Source organism: Streptomyces sp. NPDC057287 (genome assembly GCF_042667905.1).
In the GTDB taxonomy this organism is placed as follows: Bacteria; Actinomycetota; Actinomycetes; order Streptomycetales; family Streptomycetaceae; genus Streptomyces.
In genome coordinates this window covers 292,235-310,958 of sequence record NZ_JBHUYV010000002.1, presented here as the reverse complement: position 1 = coordinate 310,958, position 18,724 = coordinate 292,235, and the positions used below count along the sequence as shown (strand labels likewise).

16 protein-coding genes are annotated in these 18,724 nt (G+C 70.4%); 7 read left to right on the top strand and 9 right to left on the bottom strand.

The window, feature by feature from the left end:
* Positions 1-228: 228 nt before the first annotated feature.
* The 5 genes from ACFUNE_RS04660 to ACFUNE_RS04640 form a co-directional block, all read right to left on the bottom strand.
* Positions 229-1,521: a YeeE/YedE family protein gene (locus tag ACFUNE_RS04660; protein WP_383562191.1), complete on the bottom strand. Its 1,293-nt coding sequence runs from the start codon at positions 1,519-1,521 to the stop codon at positions 229-231.
* 310 nt (positions 1,522-1,831) lie between these two features.
* Complete coding sequence (locus ACFUNE_RS04655) at positions 1,832-3,874, bottom strand: beta-galactosidase (protein WP_383562189.1); 2,043 nt, start codon at positions 3,872-3,874, stop codon at positions 1,832-1,834.
* Between the two features lie 45 nt (positions 3,875-3,919).
* On the bottom strand, positions 3,920-5,260 hold the full coding sequence (locus tag ACFUNE_RS04650) for an ABC transporter substrate-binding protein (RefSeq protein ID WP_383562187.1): 1,341 nt from the start codon (positions 5,258-5,260) through the stop codon (positions 3,920-3,922).
* Between the two features lie 91 nt (positions 5,261-5,351).
* Positions 5,352-6,293 (bottom strand): carbohydrate ABC transporter permease, encoded by a 942-nt coding sequence (locus tag ACFUNE_RS04645; protein ID WP_383562184.1) that lies wholly within the window; start codon positions 6,291-6,293, stop codon positions 5,352-5,354.
* A gap of 4 nt (positions 6,294-6,297) precedes the next feature.
* Complete coding sequence (locus tag ACFUNE_RS04640; RefSeq protein WP_383562182.1) at positions 6,298-7,212, bottom strand: carbohydrate ABC transporter permease; 915 nt, start codon at positions 7,210-7,212, stop codon at positions 6,298-6,300.
* A gap of 192 nt (positions 7,213-7,404) precedes the next feature.
* Here ACFUNE_RS04640 and ACFUNE_RS04635 point away from each other — a divergent pair, with 192 nt between their 5' ends.
* Together ACFUNE_RS04635 and ACFUNE_RS04630 are read left to right on the top strand one after the other, a co-directional pair.
* Positions 7,405-8,487: a LacI family DNA-binding transcriptional regulator gene (locus tag ACFUNE_RS04635; protein WP_383562180.1), complete on the top strand. Its 1,083-nt coding sequence runs from the start codon at positions 7,405-7,407 to the stop codon at positions 8,485-8,487.
* 276 nt (positions 8,488-8,763) lie between these two features.
* Positions 8,764-9,552: an integrase gene (locus tag ACFUNE_RS04630; RefSeq protein ID WP_383562178.1), complete on the top strand. Its 789-nt coding sequence runs from the start codon at positions 8,764-8,766 to the stop codon at positions 9,550-9,552.
* A gap of 195 nt (positions 9,553-9,747) precedes the next feature.
* Here the strand turns inward: ACFUNE_RS04630 and ACFUNE_RS04625 are convergent, their stop codons facing one another.
* Together ACFUNE_RS04625 and ACFUNE_RS04620 are read right to left on the bottom strand one after the other, a co-directional pair.
* Entirely contained in the window at positions 9,748-10,155 is a 408-nt protein-coding gene (locus tag ACFUNE_RS04625) for a VOC family protein (RefSeq protein WP_383562176.1), read from the bottom strand.
* A 352-nt stretch (positions 10,156-10,507) separates the two neighbouring features.
* On the bottom strand, positions 10,508-10,999 hold the full coding sequence (locus ACFUNE_RS04620; protein ID WP_383562174.1) for a PaaI family thioesterase: 492 nt from the start codon (positions 10,997-10,999) through the stop codon (positions 10,508-10,510).
* A gap of 93 nt (positions 11,000-11,092) precedes the next feature.
* On the opposite strand from ACFUNE_RS04620, the gene ACFUNE_RS04615 reads away from it, so the two are divergent.
* Positions 11,093-11,563, top strand: coding sequence for a winged helix-turn-helix transcriptional regulator (locus ACFUNE_RS04615; RefSeq protein WP_383562172.1), 471 nt, complete (start codon positions 11,093-11,095; stop codon positions 11,561-11,563).
* Positions 11,564-11,630: 67 nt separating this feature from the next.
* Here the strand turns inward: ACFUNE_RS04615 and ACFUNE_RS04610 are convergent, their stop codons facing one another.
* A complete protein-coding gene (locus tag ACFUNE_RS04610) occupies positions 11,631-12,188 on the bottom strand; it encodes a TetR/AcrR family transcriptional regulator (RefSeq protein WP_383562170.1) in 558 nt (185 codons plus the stop codon).
* A gap of 115 nt (positions 12,189-12,303) precedes the next feature.
* On the opposite strand from ACFUNE_RS04610, the gene ACFUNE_RS04605 reads away from it, so the two are divergent.
* The gene (locus ACFUNE_RS04605; RefSeq protein WP_383562168.1) at positions 12,304-12,990 is read left to right on the top strand and encodes an SDR family oxidoreductase; all 687 of its coding nucleotides are present in this window, start codon (positions 12,304-12,306) and stop codon (positions 12,988-12,990) included.
* Between the two features lie 96 nt (positions 12,991-13,086).
* Here the strand turns inward: ACFUNE_RS04605 and ACFUNE_RS04600 are convergent, their stop codons facing one another.
* Positions 13,087-14,223: an SGNH/GDSL hydrolase family protein gene (locus ACFUNE_RS04600; RefSeq protein WP_383562166.1), complete on the bottom strand. Its 1,137-nt coding sequence runs from the start codon at positions 14,221-14,223 to the stop codon at positions 13,087-13,089.
* A 520-nt stretch (positions 14,224-14,743) separates the two neighbouring features.
* Here ACFUNE_RS04600 and ACFUNE_RS04595 point away from each other — a divergent pair.
* The 3 genes from ACFUNE_RS04595 (at position 14,744) to ACFUNE_RS04585 (ending at position 18,571) form a co-directional block, all read left to right on the top strand.
* Positions 14,744-16,024, top strand: a complete 1,281-nt coding sequence (locus ACFUNE_RS04595) for a ricin-type beta-trefoil lectin domain protein (protein ID WP_383562164.1) — start codon at positions 14,744-14,746, stop codon at positions 16,022-16,024.
* Entirely contained in the window at positions 16,021-17,403 is a 1,383-nt protein-coding gene (locus tag ACFUNE_RS04590) for a ricin-type beta-trefoil lectin domain protein (protein ID WP_383562162.1), read from the top strand. Before ACFUNE_RS04595 ends, ACFUNE_RS04590 begins: the two co-directional genes overlap by 4 nt.
* Before the next feature lie 244 nt (positions 17,404-17,647).
* On the top strand, positions 17,648-18,571 hold the full coding sequence (locus tag ACFUNE_RS04585) for an NADP-dependent oxidoreductase (protein WP_383562160.1): 924 nt from the start codon (positions 17,648-17,650) through the stop codon (positions 18,569-18,571).
* The last annotated feature ends 153 nt before the right edge of the window (positions 18,572-18,724 follow it).

The window sequence follows — 18,724 nt, the reverse complement described above, 5'->3', positions numbered from 1 at the left end:
ACAACTTCGCCCCGGTCGCGGCGTCACCCACCCCCCCCGGCTTTTTTTGCGCCGGGGGGGGGGGGGGGGGCCGCCGCCCCGGCCGGCTGCGCCCCCGGCCCCGGCCGCCGCGGGGGGGGCCCCGGCGCCCCCCCACGGAGGCGTCTGAGGTGGTCGCAGGGCCCGGGCGGGACCGCCGGCGGCGCGCCCGGGAACCTGAGGGTCAGCAGACCCTCGGGAGCCGGAGGGTCAGCAGACCCCGTCGCCCGGCTTGGGATTGCCCAGGCCGAACAGCGGGCGCAGCTTGAGCCCGATCCAGGTGCCGCCCAGGGCGACGGCGCCCCACAGCCAGCCGCTCAGGCTGCCCGAGGCGACGCCCGCCAGGTAGGCGCCGATGTTGCAGCCTCCGGCCAGCCGGGCGCCGATGCCCATGAGCACGCCGCCGAGTACAGATGCGACGGCCGTGCGCCACGGGATGCCGCGGTGCAGGGACCAGGTCCCGCCGAGGGCCGCGGCCACTGCCGCACCGATCATGATGCCGATGTCGGTGAGGCTGGTCTTGTCCGCCAGGACCGGGCCTGCCAGCATGTCCGCGTTGCCCGCCTGCCGCCACCACGTCCAGTTCTCCGGGTGGCCGCCGAGGGCGCCCACCACTTCGGAGCCCCACAGGCTGAATGCGCTGGTGACGCCCCAGGCACCTCCGGACACCAGGAGCACCCCCGCGCCGAGCACGGCCAGCACCAGGGCGCCGGCGGCCAGCGGCCAGGAGCCGCGCAGGGCCCTTACCGCCGCGGTGCGCGCCGACGGCACGACACCGAGCGGCGGGGGGTTGCGGCGGGCCTGGACGCGCCGTGTGACCACGACCACCAGAAGCAGCGCGGCGATCGTCACGGCCCAGGAGCCGAACCAGCCGATGTGGTCGGAGAGGACGACCGGCTCCCAGGCGGGGAGGTCCTTCCAGAGGTCGAACTGCCAGGCCGCCAGCGTGGCGCCCGCGATGAAGCCGCCGAGGGTCAGGAGCACGGAGGTCTGCCCCGAGCCGACGGCGAAGAGTGTGCCGGAGGCGCAGGCACCGCCGAGCTGCATCCCGATGGCGAAGAGCAGCGAGCCGACGCCGAGACCGACTCCGATGGTCCCGCCGGACGGCGCGGGCTGCGAGCCGAACAGCCCGGTGCTCGTGCCGATGATCAGGGCGAAGAGCGTGGCGGTGGTGCCGAGCAGCAGCGCGTGCGCCCGCAGCCCGGTGCCGTTGCCGACGGCGATGAGCTGCCGCCACGCGGAGGTGAAGCCGAACCGGGAGTGGAACAGGGCGACGCCCAGACCGAGCCCCAGCAGGAGCAGGACACCCGGTTTGGCGCCGTGCGTGGACCACACGTACGCGGTCAGGGCCACGGCGAGCAGCCCGGACACGACGAGGGGCGTCCGGCGCACCGGGGGCAGGGCCGGCGCCTCGGGCTGCGGCACCGAGGTGGGTGAAGGGACGAGGAGGGCGGGCAGTGCGCGCGGCGGCGCGGCCGGCCCGGCAGGTGGCGCGGTGGTCACGGAAGGTCTCCGGGTGGTGCTCGGCGGACGGCGGCAGGTGCGGTCGGCGGCGCGGGACGCGGGCCGACACGGGATTCAGCCGCTACAGAGCCCGTCGTCGACGCACCATGCCGAATGCGCGAACAGCGCGAGGCACAGGGGCAGGGCCGATGCAGACATGCGTGCGAATATACGGACCGGATCACTCCGGATGCCCGGCTGTCTCGCCATACGGAAGGGTTCCGGGACCACGGAGCGGGACTCCCCCACGACCGCGGCCCTCGCGACCGGCAGGTCACGAGGGCGCGCTGTCGGAGCCTTCGGAGGCACGTCAGAGGGTGGGCTGCCGAAGGACGGCGACTCCTCTCGGCGGCAGGACGACGGCGCCGTCACCGGCCGTGCCGATCAGGAGGTCTCCGGCGAGGCCGGCCACCGGCACCGTCCCGTCGGTGCGGTTGACCAGGAACAGAAATCGGTTGCCGGCGTCCCGGCGCACGGTCAGCTCGACCCTGCCGACCGCGTCGTGCGGCAGCTCGGCGGCCACCCCGGCGGGAGCGAGCAGCCGTGGCAGAAGTCCGCCGAGACCTTCGGCGCCCAGACGGGTGGAGACGTACGTGGCCGAGCCCGGGCCCACGTCCCGCCGGGTGATGGCGGGACGTCCGGAGTACACACCGCTGCGGTAGTGGGCCAGCACCTCCACGTCCGGGGCGGTGACGGTGATCCGGTCGGTCCACAGGCTGCCCGTGGCAGCACCGTCCACGTCGACCGTGTCACCGTCGAGGAGCGGGCCGAACTCCTCGATGCGGATCCCGAGCAGGTCGCGCAGTGCTCCGGGATAGCCGCCGAGCCAGATGTGGTCGTTCTCGTCCACGACACCGGAGAAGTACGTGGTGACCAGATGACCGCCGTTCTCGGTGTAGCGCGTCAGTTCCTTGGCCAGCGCCGCGGGGACGACGTGCAGCACCGGCGCGATGAGGAGCTGGTAGCGGCTCAGGTCCGCGTGTGCCGGGACCACGTCGGCCCGTACTCCCAGGTCGAGGAGGGCGGAGTACCAGTCGAGCGCCTCCTGGTGGTAGTCGAGGCGGGAGGTGGGATGGGAGTCCTGTTCGCTCGCCCACCACGAGTCCCAGTCGAAGACGATGCCGACCGGCGCCGGTTCGCGCTCCGAGCCGGCGACCGGGGCCAGCGCGCCGAGGCTCTGTCCGAGTGCGGTCACCGCGCGGAAGAGTTCACTGTCCGGTCCGGCGTGCGGCAGCATCGCCGAGTGGTACTTCTCGGCGCCGGCGGCCGACTGGCGCCACTGGAAGAAGCACACGGCATCGGCCCCGTGCGCGACGTGCAGGAGCGAGTCCCGGGCGAGGTCGCCGGGCGGCTTGGCCAGGTTGACCGGCTGCCAGTTGACGGCGCTGGTGGAGTGCTCCATGAGGAACCACGGGCGCCCCTGGGAGATGCCGCTGACGAGGTTGGCGGAGAAGGACAGCTCCTCGCGGCAGTGCGGATCGGGCACGACATAGTGGTCGTTGGAGACGAAGTCGACCTCGTCGGCCCAGTCGGCGTAGTCCATCCCCTTGGTCCCGCTCATGACCATGAAGTTCGTCGTGACCGGAACGGCGGGAGTGATCGTACGCAACGTGTCGCGTTCCAGGCGCAGATAGTCCTTCAGCGCGTCGGACGAGAAGCGCTTGAAGTCGAGCTGTTGCGTCGGGTTGGGATGGGAGGCGGCCAGCCGGGGCGGCAGGATCTGCTCCCAGTCGCTGTATCCCTGCGCCCAGAACGCGGTGCCCCAGGCGTGGTTGAGGGATTCGAGCGTGGCGTAACGGGCCCGCAGCCAGTCACGGAAGGCACGCGCGGCGTCGTCGGAGTAGTCGTAGACGTTGTGGCAGCCCAGCTCGTTGGAGACGTGCCAGGCGACCAGTGCGGGGTGGTCGGCATACCGTTCGGCCATCGTGCGGACCAGCCTCAGGGCGTGCTCGCGGAAGACCGGCGACGTGGGGCGCCAGTGCTGCCGGGCTCCGGGCCAGACCGTCTCGCCGGACGCGGTCACCGGGAGGATCTCCGGGTGGGCCGTGGTCAGCCAGGGGGGCGGCGACGCGGTGGCGGTGGCCAGGTCGACGCCGATCCCGCCCGCGTGCAGGAGGTCCATCACCTCGTCGAGCCAGGCGAAGTCCCACTCGTCCCGGGCCGGCTGGATGCGGGCCCAGGAGAAGATCGCGAGGGAGACGATGTTCACCCCGGCCTCGCCCATCAGCCGTACGTCCTCCTCCCACACCTCTCTGGGCCACTGCTCGGGGTTGTAGTCGGCGCCGAAAGCGAGGCGCGGCGTGGTGTCACCGTCCGGCCCGTGCCGTACCTGGGAAAGAAGGGTGGAGATCATGTCGGTCCTTCCGGTGTACCGCACGGGGCGGGACGGAACGCGTGCCTACTTCTTGACGGTGAAACCCTGCTCGGTGCCGTACTTGACGGAGGCGTCCTGCCAGCCCTTGAGGCCGTCGGCCAGCTTGGTCCCGGACACGTAGGCCTGACCCGCGGTGTCGTTGAAGATGGAGTTGGCGTAGACCTGGTAGGGGAGGTACGACCAGCCCGGGGCGACGTTCGCGGCCGACTCGGCGAAGACCTGGTTGGCCTTCTGGCCGCCGAAGTAGGGGAATTCGGTGTTCTGGAAGGCCTCGGACTGCAGGTCAGCGGTGGTGGCGGGGAAGGCGCCGGCCTTGATGCGGGTCTGCACGCCGTCGCCCGCGTTCGCGTACTCCGTGAAGGCGTAGGCGAGTTCCTTGTTCTTGCCGAGCGCGGGCAGGGCCAGGGAGCTGCCGCCGTTCTCGGAGCTCGCCTTCTCCCCCGCCTTCCACTGCGGCAGCGGCGCCACCCGCCACTGACCGGATCCCTCCTTCACCCCGGAGGAGAGGTTGGCGGGCATCCAGGCCCCGATGGCCAGGGTGGCGATCGTGCCGTCGCCCATTCCCTTGTACCAGTCGTCGCTCCAGCTGGTGATCGGCGCGACGAGCTTCTCGTCGAGCAGCTTCTGCCAGACCTCGGTGTACTTCGCGGCGCCCGGGTCGGAGAAGTCGATCTTCACTTCGGTGCCGTCGACCGTGTAGGGGCGGGATCCTGCCTGCCACAACAGGCTGGTGGTGGCTCCGGCGTCCCCGGTGTCGTTGGTGATGTAGGCCTTGGGGTCCGCCTTGTGCAGGTCCCTGGCGGCCTGGAGGTACTGGTCCCAGGTGGTCGGCACGGCGATCTTGTGCGCGTCGAAGACCTTCTTGTTGAAGAACAGCGCCATGGGCCCGGAGTCCATGGGCAGGGCGTACACGTTCTTGTCCGACTTCACCGCGTTCCACGGGCCCGGCGTGTACTTCTCGGCCAGCTTGTCGGCGCCGTAGGGTCCGAGGTCGTCCAGGCCCTTGGTCAGGGCGTACTGCCCGAGCGCGTAGTACTCGATCTGCGCGACGTCGGGGACGCCCTTCTTCGCCGAGATGGCGTTCTGGAGGGCCTTGTACTGGTCGTTTCCGGTGCCCGCGTTGACGAGTTCGACATGGACGGCGGGGTGCGCCTTCTCGAAGTCCGCGGCCACCTGCTTGAGGGTGGGCTCCCATGCCCAGACGGTGAGGGTGCCCCCCTTCTTCAGCGCGGCGTCGATGTCCCCGGCCCCGACCTGCTTCGGGTCGGAGCCGCCGTCGTCGGAACCGCCGCAGGCGGTGGCGCCCAGGGTGAGGGCGGAGATCAGGGCGATGCCGCGCAGCAGGCGGCGTGTGCTCATACGCATGGGTGTGGCTTCCACTTCTTCGTGGCCGGGACCGTGCCTGATGAGGGTTGGGCTGAACTGTGAGGGGCGCGTCCGTGCGGGCGCGTCCGGGTTACTCCTTGACGCTTCCGGCGGCGAGCCCGGACTGCCAGTACTTCTGCAGCAGGAGGAACGCGGCGATCAGCGGGAGGATGGTGACCAGGGATCCGGTGATCACCAGGTTGAAGACGGGCTCTCCACCGGCCGTGGCGGCCTGGGCGTTCCAGCTGTTGAGGCCCAGGGTGAGCGGATACCAGTCCGGGTCCTTGAGCATGATCAGCGGCAGGAAGTAGTTGTTCCACGTCGCGACCATGGTGAACAGCAGGACGGTGACGATGCCGGGTGCGAGCAGCGGCAGGACCACCTGGAAGAACGTGCGCACCTCGCCCGCCCCGTCGATGCGGGCGGCCTCCAGCAGTTCGGCCGGTACGGCCTGGGAGGCGAACACCCACATCAGGTAGAGGCCGAAGGGCGAGATGAGGGAGGGGATGATCACGGCCCAGGGGGTGTCGGTCAGCCCCATCCTGCTGAACATCAGGAAGGTGGGCACGGCCAGCGCCGTACCGGGCACCGCGACAGCGCCGATGACGACGGCGAAGACGGCGCGCTTGCCCGGGAAGGCGAACTTCGCCAGGGCGTAGCCGCCGAGCACCGCCAGGAGCGTCGCCCCGCCCGCACCGACCACGACGTACATCACCGTGTTCAGCAGCCACCGGGTGAAGACGCCGTCGTCGTAGCTGAAGGTCTCGGTGACGTTGTCCCAGAGGGCGAAGTCGCCGCTGAACCAGAGGCCGAACGAATCGGCCAGTCCCTGCTGGGTCTTGGTGGCGCTGATGACCAGCCAGGCGAGCGGGACGAGCGAGTAGAGCAGGACCAGTCCGGTGAGCACGGTCAGCAGCAGGCTGCGCCGGGGGCGGAACGGGCCGGGTTCGGCCCGCCTGCGGAGGCGGGGGACGGTGCCGGTCCGGCCGGCCGGGGCGGGCACGGGCGGGAGGGTGGTGGGAGGGCTGCTCATCGCTTCACGACTCCTTGCGCATGCCGCGCAGCTGGACGACATAGGCGATGACCATGGTGATCAGTCCCATGACGATGGCGACCGTCGCCGAGTAGTTGTGCTGCTGGCCGGAGAAGGACAACGAGTAGGTGTAGAAGTTGGGGGTGTAGGAGGTGGTGATGGCGTTGGGCGCCAGCTTCTGCAGGATGCTCGGCTCGTTGAACAGCTGGAAGCTGCCGATGATCGAGAAGATCGTCGCGATGACCAGGGCGCCGCGGATGGCGGGGAGTTTGATGGCGGTGATCACGCGGATCTGCCCGGCGCCGTCCATCTCCGCCGCCTCGTAGAGCGAGTTGGGGATGACGCGCAGCGCGGAGTAGAAGATCAGCATGTTGTAGCCGACGAACTCCCAGGTGACGATGTTTCCGATCGAAGCCAGGACGAGGCCGGGTGAGAGCGGGTCCGGCAGCGAGACGCCCAGCGCGTCGTTGACGTCGCTGACGAGGCCGAAGCGGGTGCCGTACATGAAGCCCCACATGAGCGTGGCGACCACGGCGGGAACCGCGTACGGAAGGAAGATCGATATCCGGAAGAAGTCCTTGCCGTAGAGCCGTCCGCTGTCCAGCGCGAGCGCGACGAGCAGGGCGATGCCCAGCATGATCGGCACCTGTATGAGCAGGAAGAGCGACACACGGCTCAGCGAGGTCCAGAACTGTTCGTCCTGAAGGGCTTGCCGGTAGTTGTCCAGGCCCACGAAGGTGGTGCCGCCGATGAGCTGGTCCCGGAAGAGGCTGAGGTACACCGAGTAGACGATCGGCGCCAGGAAGACGAAGGCGAAGACCAGCACGAACGGCCCGATGAATCCCCACCCCGTCCATGACCGGCGGCCCCGCTTCGCGGGTGGCCGGTCGGCACCCGCAACGGTTTCAAGCGTTGTCATGTTGTTCCTCGCTCGTCCATCTCGGAACCGGCGTCGCACGGCGGTGGGATGGTTGCGTAAACATCGCGTTCCGCACGAGGTCGGGACTGGTATGTTTACGTAAACATCTGATGGCCGAATGTCTACACCGGCATGATGTGGACGGTCAAGGGTCGCCGGGCGATCCGGCGGCTCGAACGACGGAGGAGACGGGTGGACACGGCGGACAGCGGCTCGACGAACACGCCACGGGCGGAGGCCCGCAGGGGCGGACCGGCCGCCCGGCGCTCCCGGACGGCCTCCATGGCGGACGTCGCGCACCTGGCCGGCGTGTCGTCCCAGACCGTCTCCCGCGTCTCCAACGGATACGAGGGCGTCACCGAGGAGACCAGGGGTCAGGTGCTGGCCGCGATGAAGGAGCTGGGCTACCGGCCGAACAGCGCCGCACGGGCCCTCAAGCGCGGCGAGTTCCGCACGATCGGCGTCATCACCTTCAACCTGTCCACCACGGGCAACATGCGCACGCTGGAGGCGATCGCCACCTCCGCCGCCCAGGAGGGATACGCCGTCACGCTCCTTCCTGTGGCCGTCCCCACGCAGGACGAGGTGCGCGGCGCGTTCTCCCGGCTCGGGGAACTGGCGGTCGACGCCGTCATCGTCATCATGGAGGTCCACCTGCTCGACGTGGCGACGCTCTCCCTGCCCCCGCACGTCCAGGTCGTCGTCGCCGACTCGGATGCCGGCGACCGCTACACCGTGGTCGACAGCGACCAGGCCGGCGGCACACGGGCAGCTGTACGGCACCTCCTGGACCTCGGCCACCGCACGGTGTGGCACCTGGCCGGACCCGAGGAGTCCTTCGCCGCCCAACGCCGCGCGGACGCGTGGCAGGCCGAACTCACCGGGGCGGGCCGCTCCGTACCGCCGGTCGTACGCGGAGACTGGTCGGCCGAATCCGGCTACCGCGCCGGACTCCGCATCGCCGACGAGGAGGACTGCACGGCCGTGTTCGCCGCCAACGACCAGATGGCGCTGGGACTTCTGAGGGCACTCCGCGAGCGGGGACGCACCATCCCCGACGACGTCAGCGTCATCGGCTTCGACAACATCCCGGAAGCCGGCTCCTTCATGCCGCCCCTGACGACCGTCCACCAGGACTTCGCCGAGGTGGGAAGGCTCTGCGTCGAGGGTGTGCTGCGGCGGATGCGCCACGACGGGGTCGAACACGGAACCACGCTCGTGCCCACGCGGCTGGTAGTGCGCGACAGCACCGCGCCCCCGCCCGCCGGGAGGTAGTCCACCGAGCGCGTGCACGTACGGAAGCAGCCGAGAGGACCGCTGTTGGAGGTGCGCGGTTCCCTGCGCGGGCAGCGGGCCCCTCGGCCACACCATCTTCTGCCCCGTTCCCGTGTTACGTGCGCATCAATCACCACTTGTTCACGCAAGAGGCACACGAAGGTGGACGCAACCGCATATGTTCTCGGTCGTGTGTCCACCGCGACGCCGGTGTGGTGATGCGGCCGTGCCTGCGGTTGCCGACGTCCCGTCCACGACCAGGAGGACCGAGCAGCCATGCGGGTGACGATGACGAGCGCCGCGGCGCATGCCGCGAACGAGGACTTCGCCGGCGCGGTACCGACGGCAGCGGTACTGATCGACGGCGCCGGAATCCCCGGCGCCGAATCGACCTGCCGGCACGGTGTCGCCTGGTACGCCGGGCGCCTGGGAGGCAGTCTTCTCACCCTGCTGTCGGTCGCGCCGGAGCGCGGTCTTCCCGCGCTGCTGGCCGAAGCCGTCGAGTGCGTGACGGACAGCCACAGGGAGACCTGCGAGGTGGCCGACCCCATCAGTCCGTCGGCCACCGCGGCCGTCCTGCGCCTGTCCGGCGGGCGTCTGGACTACCTGGTGCTCGGTGACTCGTTCCTCGTGCTCGACCGGACGGACGGTGCACCGCTCGTCGTCTCCGACCCCCGGGAGGTGACCATCAGCGAGTCGTACCGGCCTCTCCTGGAGGCGGCCCCCGCGGGAAGCGCCGAGTACCACCGCCTCCTCCGGGAACTGCGCGCCCACCGGAACCAGCCGGGCGGGTTCTGGGTGGCCAAGGACGACCCACGGGCAGCGGACGAGGCGATCACCGGAAGCTGCCCCGTCTCCGAGCTGACCGGTGCCGTTCTGCTCAGCAACGGGGCCTCCCGTTACGTGGACCGGTTCCGGCTCGGCGACTGGCCGGAATTCATCACCGGCTTGTCGTCGGACGGACCCGCCGGGATCATCCACCGGGTCCGCCGGGCGGAGGCGCGCCAGGCGGTGGCGGGGGATGACGCGACGATCCTCCACTGCACCTCACTCGACGAGGCCTGATCCCGTACGCGCGCCGTCCGTATCCCCCGGAGGCGCCGGCCGACGGCCCGGCCCGGGCACTCCTGCCGGACGCCTCGCCCGGGCTCGGGCCCACCCGCGAGCAGCTGCCTGTCGCCCGGCCGGGTGACGACATGCCGTGCGTCAGCGACCGAGAAGCCCGAACCACCCTCCGGCGGGCCTCCACCCGGGCCGGGCTCACCTGCCGCTGATGTTGACCATCCACGCGATGCCGAACTTGTCCGTACACATGCCGAACACGTCGCCCCACATCTGCTTCTCCAGGGGGACGGACACGGTGGCGCCGGCGGACAGCTTGTCCCAGTAGCCGCGCAGCTCGTCCGAGTCGTCCCCGCTCAGGCTCACCGCGAAGTTGTTCCCGGGCTTGTGCTCCGCCCCGGGAGGATTGTCCGCGCCCATCAGCGTGAACCCCCCGGCCGTCTCCAGCGTGCCGTGCATGATCTTGTCACTCCGCCCGGCGCCGTCCCCTCCGGTGTCGCCGTAGGTGTGCAGTGTCAGGTCTCCGCCCAGAACAGTCTTGTAGAACTCCATGGCTTGCCGTGCGTCGCCGGCGAAGCTGAGGTACGGGTTGAGTCGCGATGCCACCGGATTCCCCTTTTGTGACGGTTGGTCAAGACCGTCAGGGTAGGACTAAAAGGGATGAAATCGGACGAACCCGAGGTCAGGCCCGGCAGGTCGGCCGACGGGTCGACTCGACGTCGGCGTGGACGGGTGCCACCACCCGCAGGGTCCCGGCAGGTCGGGTGGTCCTCCGCGTCCGGTCCCGGCAGGCCGGGCGGTCCTCCGCGTCCGGTCCCGGCAGGCCGGGTGGTCCTCCGCGTCCGGTCCCGGCAGGCCGGGTGGTCCTCCGCGTCCGGTCCCGGCAGGTCGGACTGCCCTCCACGTCCGGACCGGTGGCCCTCCGCGTCCGGCCCCGGCGCCGTGCAAGGCGGCCCGGTCAGCCGGTGGGCAGCGGGAACAGCATGCAGGTGCTGGTCGCATGGGCAAGCACACGTCCCGCCGCGTCGACCAACTGGGCCTGTGCGAGCGCGGTCTGACGACCTGCACTGACGACGGTGCCGATGGCGCGGACCGTGCCCGTGTCCACAGTGACCCGACGCAGGAACTTCACGGTCAGGTCGAGCGAGGTGTACGCCATGCCCGGCGGCAGGGTCGACTGGACCGCGCAGCCGGCCGCGGAGTCGAGCAGGGTGGCGTAGATCCCTCCGTGCACACTGCCGATGGGGTTGTAGTGCTCCTCCCCCGGCACCAGCATGAACACCACGCGGCCCTTCTCGACCTCGTCGAGGGCGAAGCCCACGGTCGCACTCACCGGCGCCGGGGCGAGCCGGCCTCCCTGAATATCCCGCAGGAAGTCCAGCCCGGAGGAATGCCCTACGGCCGCCGCCGTGAGCGCGGGATCCTCCCACTCGTACGTGCGCGTTCCCACGTTCCGTCTCCTCCCGATCTGACTTCGGACAATGAAGCTAGTTGCGCCCCCACCTGACTGTCAATCACGCAGCCAGCGTCCTAGAATGCCGCCATGGAGTGGCTTGAGATGAGCACGGAGAACTGCCCGGTCCAGCTCACGCTCGACCTCGTCGGGGAGAAGTGGACGCTGCTGATCCTGCGCGACGCGAGTAACGGCGTGCGCCGTTTCGACGAGTTCCGTCGCCACATCGGACTGTCGGAGGCAGTCCTCAGCGACCGGCTCAGGAAGCTGACCTCGGCAGGCATCCTGAGGACCGTCGCGTACCAGGAGCCCGGCAGCCGCTCCAGAAACGAGTACCGCCTGACCCGCAAGGGCTGGGACCTGTGGCCCGTGCTCGTGGCGTTGAAGCAGTGGGGCGAGGCACACACGGGCGGCGAGGCGGAGGGGCCGGTCCTCGACCTCCGGCACGAACCGTGCGGAGCCCCGGTGCGGGTGGCGGTCGAGTGCGAGCGCGGGCACAGCGCCCTGTCCCCCTCCGAGGTCAGCGCCCGCCCCGGCCCCGCGGCCCGACCCCGGCCCTGACTCCCCCGGGCCGGCGACCACCTCACCGCGGATGCCCGCAGACGCGGCCCCGTCGAGCGACAGGGCCTCAGCCGTCGGACGTCAACGTGGCGCGCGCGGAGGCGAGGACCTTCTCTGACAGCGGTGACCCCTCGGTGGCTCTCGCCAGGAGAAGCGCCCCGATCATCGTGGACAGCTGCGCGATGCCGTCCCCGTCGTCGGGGGCCAGCCACTCCGCGAAGCGTTCGACTCCTTCGGCGTAGACCCGGCGGGCCTCGCTGTCACCGCTTCCGCGCGCCACGTCCACCGCGAGCCCGGCAACCGGGCAGCCGTCCGCCGCGGCGTCTCGGTGCTCGACGGAGAGATAGGCCTCGACGAACGCCTGCCGGGCGGCCTCCCGCCCCTCATGGCCGGCGAGTGCGGCCGTACGGCGCTCGGCGTGCTCGCCGAAGGCATGGGCCGTCGCTTCGTCGACCAGTGCCTCCTTCGAGGCGAACTGCTTGTAGAAGCCTCCGTGGGTCAACCCGGCCGCCTTCATGAGGTCGGAGACGCTGATCTGGGTGCCCTGCTCCCGGAACAGCCGCGACGCGGTGTCCACGACCCGCTGACGGTTCTCCTGCGCCTGAGCTTGCGCTACGCGGCCCATGAGCCACCTCCTCATTTGGATGTCGGTCGACATCTACTCTATGCTGTTTTTAGATTACGAACATAATCTAACGCGGTCCGGCCGTCCGGCCCGTACGCAGACATGGGGAGCAGACATGGAACTCAAGGGCGCTGTAGCAGTGGTCACCGGTGCCAACAGGGGGCTGGGACGTCAGCTGGCCGTCCAGCTGGTGGAGCGCGGAGCGAAGGTGTACGCGGCGGCACGCCGCCCCGGGACCGTCGACGTGCCCGGGGCGGTTCCGCTCGCCCTCGACATCACCGACCCGGAGTCCGTCCGGGCCGCGGCATGCGACGCATCGGACGCGACACTGCTGGTGAACAACGCCGGCATCTCCACCGCGGCAGCCTTGATCGGTGGCGACCTGGAGGCCGTCCGCCGCGAGATGGAGACGAACTTCTTCGGACCGCTCGCCACGACCCGGGCCTTCGCCCCGGTCATCGAGGCCAACGGCGGTGGCACCGTCCTCAACGTCCTGTCCGTGTTGTCCTGGCTGCACCCGGCCGGTCTGGGCTCGTACGCCGCGTCCAAGGCCGCCGCCTGGGCCCAGACCGACGCGGTCCGCGAGGAACTGGCTCCGCGTGGCATCACCGTCTCCGCGCTGCACGTCGGCTACATGGACACGGACATGGCCGCAGGCGTCCCCGCCGACCAGAAGGCCGACCCGGCCGATGTCGCCGCCCAGGCCGTGGCCGCCATCGAGCAGGGCCTGACCGAAGTGCTCGCCGACGACGTCAGCCGGTACGTGAAACAGAGCCTGTCCGCAGCACCTGAAGCGGCGTGACGCGCCTTACCGGACGCCGCCACGCCTCCCCCGTGCCGCTGCGGCAGCTCGCCGGCCACCGGTCCGGGCACCTGGAGGCCCGGACCGTCCGTCCCTTCACCAGTCAAGCGGAAGAGCGGCAAGCCTCCGATCGAGCAGGCCCGAGATGATCTGGTGGTCATGGAGCGAGGGGTGCCAGTCACAGCCGAGGCGGTCCAGACCCGGATCGTCGTAGTACCAGTAGCCGATCCGCCCGTCGCCCCGCGCGTCACGCTCCTGGACGACGCGCCGGGCGGTGTCGGCGAAGGCGGTGGTGCCGGACACCGCGGTGGCGCCGACCAACAGGAAGGTCCGTGTGCCGTAGCGCGCACGCAGCGTGTCGAGGAAGCCGTGGTAGGCACTCGCGTAGGCGGCCACCAGGTCGTCCTGGGTGGCCCAGCGCTCGCCCGGGTCGAGCGGGGTCGAGAAGTCGTTGATGCCCAGGCCGATGACGACGAGCTGCGGCCGCCAGCTGCCCGGCTTCCGCCAGACGTCGCCGTCCACGTCCAGCAGGGCCCGGTCGTAATAGGTGCGGTAGTCGGTTCCGGGCTCGCCACCGTTGTAGTTGCGGACCATGCCACGGCCGGAGAACGCGTTCTGCTGGTAGTCGGCGCGGAGCCGCTTCGCGGTGAGGGCACCGAAGGCGAGATCGGCGTTGCTGTTCCGGTCGACCCCTCCGTTTCCCGAGCAGTCGCGCGTGCCGGAGACATTTCCGTACCCCGCGGTGAAGGAGTCACCTATGAACTCGATCTGCCTGCGGCGCGGCGCGGGAGGCGGGAGGATGACTCCGCCTCGCGTCGGGATGAACCCACCGAACCGGCCGGCAGCCCACGGGCTCTCCGTCCGCTTGACGAGGCGCACGCCGTGTCCGGTATCGACGAGGCCATCGACCCAGGACGTGGTGCGGCCGGGCGTCACCAACGTGCTGACGGTCCGTCCGTCGATCTGGACGTCGTAGTCGTTGGCGGCGTCGTCGAGCACGATCCCGACGCCGGTGCCCCTGAACCGGCCCTCGAAGGCGATGCCCGGCCAGGCGTACTGCACGAATCCGTCGGCGGCCTCCTTCACGCGGCCCACCGTCCGGTAGGTCGCCGGAGGACCGGCCGGCCGGGGTGAGCGGGCGCCGGACGCGTGGGAGGGGGAGGCCGCGGCGACCGCGCCCGCGGCGGCGGCCGTCAGTACGGCCCTCCGGGAGAGGACACGAGGTGTTCGCATGAGCCTTCCTTTCGTTGGCGCGGAGTGTCCGGATGCGGTGGTGCACGGCGCGCGCTGCGATGGTGCACGGCGCGCGGCCGAGTCTGCCGAACAGTGCGGGAGCGCTCCCACGACTGCCGTACGCACTGGAGGGAAGTGCTCTGCACGCCCCCCCCTGCGGGCGAGTTCGGCGCCGATCCCGCCTCCCGCGCCACAGCGCCCCTCCGACGTACCCAGGGGGGACCGCTCCTACCCCAGGACTGCCGAGGCGCGTCGCCCGGTCGGCTCGAAAGTGCCGCACCGAATCCGGCGCGACCCCCTGCCGCCTCGCACATATCGGCGGTCACACACCTCCGTTCAAAGCGTTTGGTCCATACCAGGCTCTTGACAGGCTTATCGTTCACTTCTTAAATCACGTAATGAAGTAAGTCCCCCACACAACGCGTCACCCCCTTCCACCATCCGGCGAGGCCCTACCGCCTCCGTCGAATGTCATGCGCATGCCATTTCACTTCCTCGTCATGTCCTCGAAGGGAAAGTCATGGATCCCGCGCGTCTGCCCAGGCGTCTGCTCCTTCTGCTCGTCTCGGCGCTCACGCTCACCTCGTTGTCAGCAGGACTGGCCCAAGGTGCGCCCACGCCCGGCGCCGAACCGTCCGCACGCACCGCCGTCGCGGCCGCGCCGACCGCCGTGACGTTCTCCGACGAGTTCGACGGGGCCGCCGGCTCCGCCGTGAACGGCTCGAAGTGGCAGATCGAGACCGGCGACAACGTCAGCAACCACGAACGGCAGTACTACACCGCGGGGAACCGCAACGCGACCCTCGACGGCCAGGGCAACCTGGTCATCACCGCGCGCAAGGAGAATCCGGGCAACTACCAGTGTTGGTACGGCCGGTGCGAGTACACCTCCGCCCGGCTGAACACGTCCGGAAAGTTCACCACCACGTACGGTCGTGTCGAGTCCCGGATGAAGATCCCGCGCGGGCAGGGCATATGGCCCGCCTTCTGGATGCTGGGCGCCGACATAGGCAGCGTCGGCTGGCCCAACAGCGGTGAGATCGACATCATGGAGAACGTCGGCTTCGAACCCGGCACCGTCCACGGCACCCTGCACGGCCCCGGCTACTCCGGCTCCGGAGGGATCGGCGCGGGATACTCGCTGCCCGGCGGGCAGGCCTTCGCCGACGCGTTCCACACCTTCGCCGTCGACTGGAGCCCCGACGCCATCACCTGGTCCGTGGACGGCACGGTCTACCAGCGGCGTACCCCCGCCGACCTCGGCGGCAAGCAGTGGGTCTTCAACAAGCCCTTCTTCGTGATCCTCAACCTCGCGGTCGGCGGCTACTGGCCCGGCGACCCCGACGGCAGCACGTCCTTCCCCCAGCAGCTCGTGGTGGACTACGTCCGCGTCAGCACCGACAGCGGACAGCCGAGCGGCGGCGGACCCGTCACCGGCATCGGCGGCAAGTGCCTCGACGTGCCCAGCGCCAACACCGCCAACGGCACACGCGTGCAGCTCTACGACTGCAACGGCACGGCGGCACAGCGGTGGACCGTCGGGAGCGACGGCACCCTCCGTGCCCTCGGCAAGTGCCTCGACGTCGCCTCCGGCGGAACGGCCGACGGCACGCCCGTCCAGCTGTGGGACTGCAACGGCAGCGCTGCCCAGCAGTGGGCCGTTCCCGCGGCGCGTGATGTCGTCAATCCCCAGGCCAACAAGTGCCTCGACGCCATCGGCAGCAGCTCGGCGAACGGCACACGGATGCAGATCTGGACCTGCACCGGAGCCGCGAACCAGAAGTGGACGGTGACCCGATGACGCTCCTTCCGCTCGGCCGCGCCCTCCGGCGTGGCCTGGGCGCGGCAGCCGCGGCCGCTCTGATCACCGGACTGGTCGTCACCCCGGCGAGCGGCGCGGCGGCGGCCACCGGACAGATCACGGGCCTGGGCGGCAAGTGCGTCGACGTCGCCGGGGCCGCCACGGCCGACGGCACGGCCGTACAGCTCTACGACTGCAACGGCAGCGCGGCACAGCAGTGGACCACCGGGACCGACGGCACCCTCCGCGCCCTCGGCAAGTGCCTCGACGTCGCCTCCGGCGGGACGGCCGACGGCACGCGCACCCAGCTGTGGACCTGTAACGGGAGCGCCGCCCAGCGGTGGTCCGTCAGCGCCGCACGCGACATCGTCAACCCCCAGGCCGACAAGTGCCTGGACGTGACCGGCAACACCTCCGCCAACGCCACACGGCTGCAGATCTGGACCTGCACCGGCGCCGCGAACCAGAAGTGGACGGCGCCGGGCGGTGGCACCACACCCCCCGGGCCGGGTGCCATGGCCGTGGCGCCGTACCTCTACAACGGCTGGGGCAGCCCGCCGAGCCCCACCACCGTGATGAACGCGACCGGCGTCAAGTGGTTCACCCTCGCGTTCGTCCTGAGCAACGGTTACTGCAACCCGCAGTGGGACGGCGGCCGTCCCCTCACGGGCGGCGTCGACCAGCAGACGGTCAACACCGTCCGCGCCGCCGGGGGTGACGTGATCCCGTCGTTCGGCGGCTGGAGCGGCAACAAGCTGGAGAGCTCCTGCGGCAGTGCTGCGGAGCTGGCCGCCGCCTACCAGAAGGTCATCAACGCCTACGGGCTCAAGGCGATCGACATCGACATCGAGGCGGCGGCGTACGACAGCCCGACCGTCCAGCAGCGCACGGTCGACGCGCTGAAGACGGTCCGGGCGAACAACCCGGGGATCAAGCTGTACGTCACCTTCGGGACCGGCCAGAACGGCCCCGACAGCAGCCTGATCAGCAAGGCGGCGGCGTCCGGACTCACGGTGGACAGCTGGACGATCATGCCGTTCAACTTCGGCGGCAGCGGTCAGAACATGGGCCAGCTCACCGTCCGCGCCGCCGAAGGGCTGAAGAACACCGTCAAGAGCGCCTACGGGTACTCGGACGACCAGGCCTACCGGCATACGGGCATCTCTTCGATGAACGGCATCACCGACAACGCCGAGACCGTGACCGTCGAGGACTTCCGCACCATCCTCGGCTATGCCCAGCAGCGTCACCTGGCGCGGCTGACCTTCTGGTCGGTCAATCGCGACCGGCCCTGCACCGGCGGCGGAGCGGACACCTGTTCGGGTGTCTCCCAGCAGCCGTGGGAGTTCACCCGCGTCTTCGCCCAGTACACCGGCTGACCGCCGGGCTCGTACCACTCCTGTGTGCTGCCGCACCCCGGTGCGGCAGCACACAGCCATGAACACGACGGCCACGAACAAGTGCGTGCAGCCGAGGGGAACCGCCCGAACCACCCCGGGGACATAACCCGGGACACGGCTCCGGCCCTTGTCCGGCGCGCTGGGCTCGGCCCGGCGGACAGAGGCTGGGAGACTGTTCTCCGTGCGGCGACCGCGACACCACGGGGCGAGTTCGGAGCGAGTGATGAAGGCAGTCCGTTTCAACCGGTTCGGGGGTCCGGAGGTTCTCGAGATCGTGGATCTGCCCGATCCGCATCCAGGTCACGGCCGGGTCCGGATCGCGGTGCGCGCGGCCGGGATCAACCCGAGCGACTGGATGAAGCGCAGGGGTCTGATGGACGAGCAGCTCCCGCAGACCCTGGGCCACGAGGCGGCGGGCGTCGTCGACCAGCTCGGCGAGGGCGTCACGGACGTGGCGGTCGGCGATCGTGTGTTCGGCTTCTCCACCGAGGGAGCGGCCCAGGCCGAGCTGGCGGTCCTGTCCTCCTACGCGCCGATCCCGGCGTCGCTCGACTTCCCCGGCGCTGCCGCGCTCCCGTCCGCCATCGAGACGGCCACGCGCGCACTCGACCGGCTCGGCGTCGCGAGCGGCGGCACCCTGCTGATCAGCGGCGCCTCCGGAAACGTCGGCAGCGCCGCGGTGCAGCTCGCCGCGGTGCGGGGCGTGCGCGTGATCGGCACCGCCGGTCCGGCACGTCACGAGTACCTGCGCTCGCTCGGGGCCGAGCCCGTCCCCTACGGCGAGGGCCTCGTCGAGCGGGTGCGGGCGCTCGCACCCGACGGCGTCGACGCCGCGCTGGACGTCGCCGGCAGCGGCATCCTGCCCGACCTCATCGCTCTCGCGGGCGGTCCGGGGCGTGTCGTGACGATCGCCGACTTCCATGGGGCACAGGAGCACGGTGTGGCGTTCAGCAGCGGGGACGGCGGCCGCGCGCTCCATGCGCTGGCCGAGATCGGCGAGTTGATCGAGTCCGGGCGCTTCTCGCTTCCGGTCACGCGGACCTTCCCGCTCGCCGGCATCGCCGAAGCGCATCGCGTCGGCGAGGAGGGGCGCGTGCGCGGAAAGCTCGTCCTGCTGGTCGGCCCCGCTGCCGAGGGGACCGGGTGAGATCCCCGCTTCCCTGTCCCGTCGGCCGCACAGCTGCCGGGCCACCGGCACGATTCACCGGTGCCGACGTCCCTGTCGTCCGGCACCACCAGGTGACGCTCCCCAACCCCGTTTCACGACCGCTGTGTCCGAGCGAACGGAACCGCGCACAAA

Coding starts and splice junctions, on each gene's coding strand:
- ACFUNE_RS04595 (WP_383562164.1), top strand. CDS start 14,744: ATGGATCCCGCGCGTCTGCCCAGGCGTCTGCTCCTTCTGCTCGTCTCG.
- ACFUNE_RS04630 (WP_383562178.1), top strand. CDS start 8,764: ATGCGGGTGACGATGACGAGCGCCGCGGCGCATGCCGCGAACGAGGAC.
- ACFUNE_RS04640 (WP_383562182.1), bottom strand. CDS start 7,212: ATGACAACGCTTGAAACCGTTGCGGGTGCCGACCGGCCACCCGCGAAG.
- ACFUNE_RS04615 (WP_383562172.1), top strand. CDS start 11,093: ATGGAGTGGCTTGAGATGAGCACGGAGAACTGCCCGGTCCAGCTCACG.
- ACFUNE_RS04645 (WP_383562184.1), bottom strand. CDS start 6,293: ATGAGCAGCCCTCCCACCACCCTCCCGCCCGTGCCCGCCCCGGCCGGC.
- ACFUNE_RS04585 (WP_383562160.1), top strand. CDS start 17,648: ATGAAGGCAGTCCGTTTCAACCGGTTCGGGGGTCCGGAGGTTCTCGAG.
- ACFUNE_RS04605 (WP_383562168.1), top strand. CDS start 12,304: ATGGAACTCAAGGGCGCTGTAGCAGTGGTCACCGGTGCCAACAGGGGG.
- ACFUNE_RS04590 (WP_383562162.1), top strand. CDS start 16,021: ATGACGCTCCTTCCGCTCGGCCGCGCCCTCCGGCGTGGCCTGGGCGCG.
- ACFUNE_RS04600 (WP_383562166.1), bottom strand. CDS start 14,223: ATGCGAACACCTCGTGTCCTCTCCCGGAGGGCCGTACTGACGGCCGCC.
- ACFUNE_RS04610 (WP_383562170.1), bottom strand. CDS start 12,188: ATGGGCCGCGTAGCGCAAGCTCAGGCGCAGGAGAACCGTCAGCGGGTC.
- ACFUNE_RS04655 (WP_383562189.1), bottom strand. CDS start 3,874: ATGATCTCCACCCTTCTTTCCCAGGTACGGCACGGGCCGGACGGTGAC.
- ACFUNE_RS04650 (WP_383562187.1), bottom strand. CDS start 5,260: ATGCGTATGAGCACACGCCGCCTGCTGCGCGGCATCGCCCTGATCTCC.